This is a genomic window from Streptosporangium sp. NPDC003464 (genome assembly GCF_053588315.1).
Genome location: NZ_JBSFPS010000124.1, coordinates 20,717 through 27,522 on the forward strand (window position 1 = coordinate 20,717; position 6,806 = coordinate 27,522).

The 6,806-nt window shown below is 72.2% G+C and carries 7 protein-coding genes; 3 read left to right on the top strand and 4 right to left on the bottom strand.

Annotated elements, in window-relative coordinates:
• The first annotated feature begins 117 nt into the window (after positions 1-117).
• Positions 118-648: an ATP-binding protein gene (locus ACWDS7_RS25955; RefSeq protein WP_451931392.1), complete on the top strand. Its 531-nt coding sequence runs from the start codon at positions 118-120 to the stop codon at positions 646-648.
• Here ACWDS7_RS25955 and ACWDS7_RS25960 read toward each other — a convergent pair.
• From ACWDS7_RS25960 to ACWDS7_RS25970, 3 genes are read right to left on the bottom strand one after another with little or no spacing between them, the layout of a single operon-like run.
• Positions 535-1,983, bottom strand: coding sequence for a WS/DGAT/MGAT family O-acyltransferase (locus ACWDS7_RS25960; RefSeq protein ID WP_451931393.1), 1,449 nt, complete (start codon positions 1,981-1,983; stop codon positions 535-537). The two genes, ACWDS7_RS25955 and ACWDS7_RS25960, sit on opposite strands and share 114 nt — an antisense overlap.
• A 19-nt stretch (positions 1,984-2,002) precedes the next feature.
• Positions 2,003-2,146: a hypothetical protein gene (locus tag ACWDS7_RS25965; protein ID WP_306874747.1), complete on the bottom strand. Its 144-nt coding sequence runs from the start codon at positions 2,144-2,146 to the stop codon at positions 2,003-2,005.
• Positions 2,147-2,175: 29 nt separating this feature from the next.
• A complete protein-coding gene (locus ACWDS7_RS25970) occupies positions 2,176-3,240 on the bottom strand; it encodes a PucR family transcriptional regulator (RefSeq protein WP_451931394.1) in 1,065 nt (354 codons plus the stop codon).
• A gap of 104 nt (positions 3,241-3,344) precedes the next feature.
• On the opposite strand from ACWDS7_RS25970, the gene ACWDS7_RS25975 reads away from it, so the two are divergent.
• Entirely contained in the window at positions 3,345-4,655 is a 1,311-nt protein-coding gene (locus ACWDS7_RS25975; protein WP_451931395.1) for an aminotransferase class I/II-fold pyridoxal phosphate-dependent enzyme, read from the top strand.
• Positions 4,656-4,745: 90 nt separating this feature from the next.
• Here the strand turns inward: ACWDS7_RS25975 and ACWDS7_RS25980 are convergent, their stop codons facing one another.
• Positions 4,746-6,119, bottom strand: coding sequence for an NADP-dependent succinic semialdehyde dehydrogenase (locus tag ACWDS7_RS25980; RefSeq protein ID WP_451931396.1), 1,374 nt, complete (start codon positions 6,117-6,119; stop codon positions 4,746-4,748).
• Between the two features lie 159 nt (positions 6,120-6,278).
• Between ACWDS7_RS25980 and ACWDS7_RS25985 the strand changes: the two genes are divergently transcribed.
• A complete protein-coding gene (locus ACWDS7_RS25985; RefSeq protein WP_306874760.1) occupies positions 6,279-6,695 on the top strand; it encodes a DUF2795 domain-containing protein in 417 nt (138 codons plus the stop codon).
• Positions 6,696-6,806: the final 111 nt, after the last annotated feature.

Here is a 6,806-nt window from a genome sequence, read left to right on the forward strand (position 1 = left end):
CGAGATCGTCGGAGCGTGCCGGGAGCGGGATCCGGCGCCCGGACACGATCGCCGCCCTTCGATTAGGACGGGTCGGGCGGGGCAAGGCTCTAGAGGTCATCTGTTGAAGGAGGAACTGTGGAGGCCACGATCGCGTTGCGCCTACCGCGCGACGCCGCGAGTGTTCCCGTCATCAGGCAGCTGCTGGACGCCTCGCTCCGCGCCCTGGGCGTGGAGCCGCCCATCCGCGAGGACATCCAGCTCATGCTCTCGGAGGCGTGTTCCAATGTGATCCAGCACGCCGCGCCAAGCGACGACTACATGGTCAGTACCGAGCTTCACCGTGACCGTTGCGTGATCAAGGTGGTGGACGCGGGGAACGGTTTCGACTTCGCCGGAGCGCATCCGGCGCCCCCTCCCACCTCCGAGCACGGCCGCGGCCTGCTCATCATGAAGGCCCTGGCCGACGACATCCGTTTCGTCAACCGGCCGGAGCGGGGCTCGGTCGTCTGCCTGGAGAAGAAGTTGCGCTTCGTCAAAGACGCTCCGGGGCTGTCACTCCTGCTCAACGAGGAGCTTGAGTTCGGACAGAGCGTCCCGGAGATAGTCGGTGACGACCCATACGTCGGGGACCATCTCCCGACAGGCGATCACGCCCACGTCAAGTGAGCCGTCGTAGGAGAAGGCGGTGATGTTGAGGCCGCCGCTGACGTCGGTGATCACCGAGACGGGGTGGTAGGAGAGCAGCCGGACGCCGCTCACGTAGAGCGGGAGCTGCGGGCCCGGGACGTTGGAGATCACCACGTTGATCGGCCCGGCGGTCTCGGCGAACAGGTTGAAGGCGGCGCGGGCGGCCAGGCCGGTCAGCGCCGAGGGCATCATGTCGCTGATCTCCTGGATCCAGCGGGCCGGGGCCAGCGACGAGCGGTCCTTGATCAGGGCCATCGCGTCCCGTACGGCCAGCAGCCGCTCCACCGGGTCGGCGATCTGCGTGGCGAGCGTAGTGATCATTATGGTGACCTGGTTGCCCTCGCCCTCGTCGCCGCCCTCGTCGCCGGAGACGCGCAGCGAGAACGGCACCCCCGCGACGAGCGGCTGGCCCGGCAGGGCGTCGTGCTTGAGCAGCCACTGCCGCAGCGCTCCCGCGCACATGGTCATCACCACGTCGTTGACCGTGACTCCGAAGGCGTTCTTGACCTGCTTGACGTCCTCCAGCGGCAGTGCGGTGAAGGCGAAGCGGCGGTGGGCGGTGATCCGGCCGCTGAACGGCGTGCGGGGGACGGTCAGCCGGGGCAGCGCGGGCACCGGGGCCCCGCCGGACAGGCGCTGGGCCACGTCCCGGGTGACCCGGGAGACCAGCCCGGCCCCGGGAAGCTGGGAGAGCACCGGGATCTCGTCCAGATGAGGGACCGCGTTGACCAGGAACCTCACCGTGTTCGCCGGGTTGAGGACGGCGCCGGCGACACCCCTGATGATCATCTCGCCCGTGTCGATCCGTTCTTCGGGCTCCCGCTCGGGTGCCATCACGATCTCGGCGGGTTCGGCAGAGGTGTCCAGCAGGGCGGCGAGGACGTCGGCGCCGGTGACACCGTCGATCGCGGCGTGGTGGACCTTCATGTAGAGGGCCGTTCTGGCGCCGCTCAGGCCGTGGATCAGATACATCTCCCAGAGCGGGTGGCGCCGGTCCAGGCGGCGGGCGTGCAGCCGCGCCACCTGCTCGCCGAGCTGCTCGTCGCCGCCCGGCGCGGGCAGCGCGATCTCCCGCACGTGGTAGTCGAGGTCGATCCTGCCCTCCTCGGTCCAGTAGGGGCGGTCCAGGCCGAGGGGCACGGGAGCGAGCCGGCGCCGGAACGGCGCGGCCAGATGCAGCCGCCTGGCCAGCAGGGTGAGCAGGTCCCCACGGGTCAGCCCGCCGGACAGGATGGCCAGCCCGGCGATGTTGGCGACGTTCGTCGAGGTCTCGAAGTTCAGGAACTGGGTGTCCACCGCGCTGAGCTGCCGCATCGTCCGCCTTCCAGGAGTCTTATGCTCCATCCTGCTCCCGGGAGGTCGACAGGGCCAACGCGGCCAGGGCGAGAAGGACGACCACGGAGACGGCGAGCATCGCCAGCCAGGCGAGCACCAGCACGACCACGATGGTGACGAGCTCGCTGATCAACTGCAGCACCGCAGAGCTGTGCCCGGATTTATCCGCTTCTACACCGCATTCCAGCGGGCGAGCTTCAGCGCGAGATGGAGTTCTAACCTGTGGGATCCATCCTTCAGGCTCCGCCCTGTCAGCTCCTCGATCCTCGCCAGGCGGTAGTAGAGGCTGGTGCGGTGGAGGTGGAGCAGGCGGGCCGTCTCCTGCGCGTCCCCCCCGTGGTCCAGATACGTCTCCAGCGTGACGGCGAGCGCCGGATGCTCGCGCAGCGGGCCGAGCGGGCCGGGCCGACCGGTCTCGGGTCCGGGCTCGGCGAGCAGCCGGTAGACGCCCAGCTCCGGCCAGCGGGCGACCGGACCGAGTGCCGGCTCGGCCGCCGCCGCCCTGGCCGCGGCGGCCGCCTCCCGGTGTGCCCGGCGGATCGACTCGAGCCCGGGGTGGAGCGCGCTCACCCCCGCGTGGCCGGCCGCCCTGGCGGCCAGCAGCTCCCCCAGCGCCCGGGCGTCCTCGCCGCCGCCGAGCAGCAGCACGGCGTGCCGGTCGAGGACGGTGAAGGCGGGGGGACGGCGCATCCGTGCGAGCTCGTCGCCGACCGCTTCGCCCAGACCCGCCTGATCGCCCCGTACGGCCAGCAGGCGCAGCGGCCCCTCGCCGAGCACCCCGGCCGCCCGCCCCGCGGTGATCTCCCCGCCGAGCAGCCGGCGCAGGGTGTGGGAGCTCCCGCCGTCGTCGAGCAGGGCGGCGATGGCCGCGGCGTCCCTGACGGTCCTGGCCTCCTGCTCGGAGGTCAGCGGCCCCTCCCCCTCGATGACCCACAGGGAGCCGACGCGCCTGTTGTGGTGGAGCAGCGGCACGCACAGCCGGGCGGCCATGCCCAGCGCCGGGTTGGCCGGGACCCTGACCGGCTCGCTGGTCGTGGCCACCCCGTGGGCCTCCTGCCAGGCACCGACCTCGGCGGGGACGGATCTGGACAGGATGGCCTGGGCCCGCACCTGGTCGACCTCGCCGTGGTGGACGCTGTGCGCGACGACCCTGCCCTCGGGGTCGTCCACGGCCATGCCCCGTCCCACTGCCGTGGCCAGGGAGTCGAGAAGGTCCTGGACATCATCCGCGATCACCCGCGAATCCTACAGATGTAGGAATGATCTCCACCGGCCGGACGATGACTGCTTTCCGGCACGGGCCGTACCGTCGCATCAATCCCCTTCCGGAAGGAGCCGCCGTGGAAACGCGCAGCCGAGTCGCCCCCTGGGCATCACCCCGGGCGCAGCGGCGCCTGGTGGAGCTGGAGTCGGAGCTGGACGGCCTGGGACTTCACGACGTCAGCCGCCTGGTCGACGCGGTGCTGGCCGAGCACCGGGGCCGCCTCGACGAGGACGGGATCGTCCTGTACGCGGGCACGAACACGATGAGCGAGCGGGCCCGCGCCGCCCACGAGATCTCGCTGGGCAGCCGCCCGTCCATGGGCTGGCCCGGGGAGAAGTTCCAGACCGGCCTGGACGAGCTGGACGTGCTGGAGGTTCTCGCCCCGCTCCAGGTCGCGGCCCTGATGGGCGGCGAGTTCGCCGAGGTCAGGTTGCAGAGCGCGACGATGGCCAACCTCGCCTGCTACACCGCCTTCGCCCGGCCGGGCGACACGGTCGCGGTGCTGCCGGAGGCCGCCGGGGGCCACGCCAGCCACCACTCCCAGGGCGCAGCCGGGATCCGGGGGCTGCGGGTGGTCGACCTGCCCTACGACGCCGGGCGCTTCGACATCGACTACGACGCGCTGCCGGCGTTCCTGCGGGAGCAGCGGCCGGCGCTGGTGGTGGTCGGCGCCAGCCTGATGCTCTTCCCGCACGACGTCGGACGGGTCCGGGCGGCCTGCGACGAGGTGGGCGCGGTCCTGGTCTACGACGCCTCGCACATGGCCGGCCTGATCGCGGGCCGCCGGTTCCAGCGGCCGCTGGACGAGGGCGCGCACGTGGTGACCATGTCGACCTACAAGTCCTTCGGCGGCCCGCCCGGCGCGGCCATCGTGACCCGCGAGGAGGAGCTCGCGCGCCGGGTGTCCACGGCCGCCTACCCCGGTCTGACCGCGAACTACGACGCCTCCCGGCTGGCCCCGCTGGCCGTCGCCGCCGCCGAGCACGCCGTCGGCGGTCCCGCCTACGCCGACCGCTGCATCGCCAACGCCAAGGCGCTGGCCGCGGCGCTGGAGGGCGAGGGGTTCGCCGTCGCGGCCTCCCACCTGGGCTGGACCGTCTCCCACCACGTGGCGGTGGACGCCGCCGCGTTCGGCGGCGGGGACGACGCGGCCCGGCTGCTGGCCGAGGGCGGCGTCTACCTCAGCGGCATCGGCCTGCCCGACCAGGCGCCCGGCGAGCCCATGCGGGGCCTGCGGATCGGCACCCAGGAGGTGACCCGCCGCGGCCTCGGCACGGAGACCATGCGCGAGATCGCGGTGCTGATGCGCCGCCTGCTGATCGACGGCCACGACCCGGTCAAGGTCCTCCAGGACACCGTCGCCCTGCGCCGCTCCACCACCCCCTGATCCCGGACCGGCCCGCTCGACCCCCTGGGGCCCCGCCCCCTGGCGGGCCGGTCCGCAGAAACTCCGCCCTCCCCCGGGCCGGCCGGCGGCTCAGCCGATCCAGACGGCCTTGAGGTTGCAGAACTCGCGGATGCCGTGCGCCGACAGCTCCCGGCCGTACCCGGAGTTCCTGACCCCGCCGAAGGGCAGCTCGGGGTAGGAGGTGACCATGCCGTTGACGAAGACCAGGCCGGCCTCCAGCTCGGTGACGAAGCGCTCCTGCTCGACGGGGTCGGTGGTCCAGGCGTTGGCGCCGAGCCCGAAGGAGGTGGCGTTGGCCAGGGCCAGGGCCTCGTCGATGTCGCCGGCCCGGTACAGCGAGGCCACCGGGCCGAACACCTCCTCGCCGAACAGCCTCATCTCCGAGGTGATGTCGGCGATCACGGTCGGCTGGTAGAACCAGCCGGGCAGGTCGGGGCTCCATCCTCCGCACAGCACCCGCGCGCCGCGCCCGGCCGCGTCGGCCACGATCTTCTCCACGTCGTCGCGTCCCTGCCGGGTGGCGAGCGGCCCCACATCGGTCGAGTCGTCCATCGGGTCCCCCACCCGGAGCGCCTCCATCCGCGCCACGAACCGGCCGGTGAAGTCGTCGTACACCTCGGTGTGCACGATGAACCGCTTGGCGGCGATGCACGACTGGCCGTTGTTCTGCACCCGCGCGGTGACCGCGGTGGCGGCGGCGGCGTCGAGGTCGGCGGACGGCATCACGACGTAGGGGTCCGAGCCGCCCAGCTCCAGGACGGTCTTCTTGACCTCGCTCCCCGCGATCGAGGCCACCGACCGGCCGGCCGGCTCGGAGCCGGTCAGCGTGGCCGCCACCACCCTGGGGTCCCGCAGCACCGCCTCGACCTGCCCGGACCCGATCAGCAGGGTCTGGAAGCAGCCCGGGGGGAAGCCCGCCCTGGCGAACAGCCCGCCCAGGTAGAGCGCGGTCTGCGGCACGTTCGAGGCGTGTTTGAGCAGCCCCACGTTGCCGGCCATCAGCGCCGGCGCGGCGAACCGGACCGCCTGCCACAGCGGGAAGTTCCACGGCATCACCGCGAGCACCGGCCCCAGCGGCTGGTAGCGCGCGTACGCCCGCCGCGCGGCCACGGCGGGCGCGTCCACCGGCTCGTCGGCCAGGAACTCCTCGGCGTGCTCGGCGTAGTAGCGCATCCCCTTCACGCACTTGGCCACCTCGCTCCGGGCCGCGGTCAGCGTCTTGCCCATCTCGGTGGTCATCAGCCGGGCCACTTCCTCCTGCTCCGACTCCAGCAGGCCGGCGGCGCTCTGCATCCACGCCGCCCGCTGCTTGAAGTCGGTGGCCCGGTAGGTCCGGAACTCCGCGGCGGCGAGGGCGAGCCGCTCGTCCACCTCGTGCTCGCTCAGCGGTTCGAAGGTCTTCAGCGTCTCCCCTGTGGCGGGGTTGACCGTTGCGATCGCCATCGATGCCTCCTCGGCAACCCTTTACCGGCCACGTGCCCCCTTCCGGGTGGTTTACACGGCCGTCCCGAGGGGTGGGGTCCGGCCGGAGCGCAGGGGATGTTGGGGACGCCGGTAATGGGTACGGGACACCTGACGACCCTGTTTCGGGAGGTCAAGGTAATGATTGCTGAACGTGGCAGCGCCAAGCACGGCCCGCGCGTCGACGAGGAGCAGAAGCACGAGACCGAGGGGGTCGTCCGCGGCACCGGCCCCACCCACGCCGAGGAGTGGGCCGACCCCGGAGGGATGGTCGACCCCGAGGAGGAGGCGGCCCCCAGGAGGTATCCACCGGGGCACGCCCCCGGCACCCCCGAGGGGATCACCCCGACGGCCGTCGAGCGCCGCAGCGCCCTCGCGAAGTGGCTGAGCGACGCCCACTGGCCGTCGGACCGTGACGAGCTCCTGGCCCACGCCGAGACGAAGCTGGCACCCGACGCCATCGTCGAGAGCCTGCGCGACCTGCCCGACGGCGAGTTCCACAACATCGGCGAGGTGGCCAGGGCCCTCGGGCTCGGCGCGGAACGCCGCCGCTGGTAAGGCGCCCCGCCCCGGCCGGACCCGGCTTTTGAGGGAGTCGCAGAGAATCCGATCTATCAGGTTGAGGTTGAACAATCTCCAGGCCAGCGTGCTGGGCGACACCCAAAGTCG